This is a genomic window from Sphingobium quisquiliarum P25 (assembly GCF_000445065.1).
GTDB classification, from domain to species: Bacteria; Pseudomonadota; Alphaproteobacteria; order Sphingomonadales; family Sphingomonadaceae; genus Sphingobium; species Sphingobium quisquiliarum.
On sequence record NZ_ATHO01000111.1, the window covers coordinates 1 to 2,231 of the forward strand.

1 protein-coding gene is annotated in these 2,231 nt (G+C 65.7%); it reads left to right on the top strand.

From position 1 onward, the window contains the following. Nucleotides 1–2,231, top strand: a 2,231-nt coding sequence (locus L288_RS0121770; protein WP_031304541.1) for an Ig-like domain-containing protein, incomplete at both ends; no start/stop codon positions are given.

A 2,231-nucleotide genomic window follows, 5' to 3' on the forward strand; every position in this document is an offset into this window, starting at 1 on the left:
GACGATGCGCCGCGCGCTTTGGCGGACAGCGATGGCGTGAGCGAGGATGGTCCGCTGGTGGCGGACGGCAATGTGCTGACGGGCATCGGCGGCAGCGACGCCAACGGCAGCGACGGCGTGGCGGACGTGCAGGGCGCGGATGGTGCGGCTATATCCAGCGCCGGTACGTTCAAGGGTGTCTATGGCACGCTGACGCTGGAGGCCAGCGGGCTCTACAGCTACAGGCTCGACAATGAAAATCCCTTGGTCCAGACGCTCAGCCCCGGCGAGACGCTGACCGACAGTTTCAGCTACTCCATCACTGATGGTGATGGAGATGTGTCGTCGTCCACCCTCACCATCACCATATCGGGATCGGACGACGGCGTAGGGATCAGCGGCCTTGATGGCGAAGGCGCCGAAGTCCTTGTGTCGGAAGCCCATCTGGCGGATGGGTCAGCCCCCGATGCAGCGGCGCTCACCCGTACGGGCAGCTTCAGCATATCCACCCCCGACGGGCTGGCGGCGGCGAGCGTGGAAGGGGTTTCCATCTTCGCGGGCGGCGCGTTCAAGGCCGCTGCGATCGTCACGGCGGAAGGCACGCTGCGCATCACCGGATTCACGCCCGTGACGGGCCCTGATGGCTCGGTGACCGGCGGCAGCTTTGCCTACAGCTATGAACTCACCGGCAACAGCCTCGCCCATGGCCAGCCGGGGACGGATAGCATCCTTCAATCCTTCACCGTCACCGTCACCGATGGCGACGGGTCGGCCGATAGCGCCTCGCTCGACGTCCGCATCAGCGACGACATCCCCGATGCGCGCGACGATAGCGCCGCCGCGCTGGAAGATAGTTCAGTCATTATTAATGTGGTCGCGAACGATCTCACCGGGGCGGATGGCGTTGCGCTGGCGACGGGTGTTTCGCTGGTGACCGGACCCGCAAAAGGCAGCCTCATCTATAATGGCGACGGCAGCTTTACCTATACGCCCAATGCTGGCGCGACGGGGAGCGACAGTTTCACCTACAGTCTCAAGGACGGCGACGGAGACAGCGCAAGCGCCACCGTGACCGTGCTTCTCGCGGCCGACAGCACGCCCCGCATCATGCCTTCCACCGCGGCGGTGTCCGAAGCGGGCCTGCCGTCAGGTTCTGACCCGGCCTCGGCGAGCGAGACGGCGGCCGGCGTCCTGGCGATCGACACTGGAGCCGATCGCGTGGCGCAACTCCTTGTGGGCGGCGTGGATGTCACGGCGGGGGGCACCGTCTCAGGCAGCTTTGGCATATTACAGGTCACGCGCACAGACGCGGGCTACAGCTATAGCTACACGCTGACGGCCCCGGCATCTGGCGAAGAGGGGCAGGACCAGTTCAGCGTCAAAGTGACCGACAGTGACGGGTCGGTGGGGGTGGCCGATCTTCTCATCCGCATCTCCGACGATGCGCCGCGCGCTTTGGCGGACAGCGATGGCGTGAGCGAGGATGGTCCGCTGGTGGCGGACGGCAATGTGCTGACGGGCATCGGCGGCAGCGACGCCAACGGCAGCGACGGCGTGGCGGACGTGCAGGGCGCGGATGGTGCGGCTATATCCAGCGCCGGTACGTTCAAGGGTGTCTATGGCACGCTGACGCTGGAGGCCAGCGGGCTCTACAGCTACAGGCTCGACAATGAAAATCCCTTGGTCCAGACGCTCAGCCCCGGCGAGACGCTGACCGACAGTTTCAGCTACTCCATCACTGATGGTGATGGAGATGTGTCGTCGTCCACCCTCACCATCACCATATCGGGATCGGACGACGGCGTAGGGATCAGCGGCCTTGATGGCGAAGGCGCCGAAGTCCTTGTGTCGGAAGCCCATCTGGCGGATGGGTCAGCCCCCGATGCAGCGGCGCTCACCCGTACGGGCAGCTTCAGCATATCCACCCCCGACGGGCTGGCGGCGGCGAGCGTGGAAGGGGTTTCCATCTTCGCGGGCGGCGCGTTCAAGGCCGCTGCGATCGTCACGGCGGAAGGCACGCTGCGCATCACCGGATTCACGCCCGTGACGGGCCCTGATGGCTCGGTGACCGGCGGCAGCTTTGCCTACAGCTATGAACTCACCGGCAACAGCCTCGCCCATGGCCAGCCGGGGACGGATAGCATCCTTCAATCCTTCACCGTCACCGTCACCGATGGCGACGGGTCGGCCGATAGCGCCTCGCTCGACGTCCGCATCAGCGACGACATCCCCGATGCGCGCGACGATAGCGC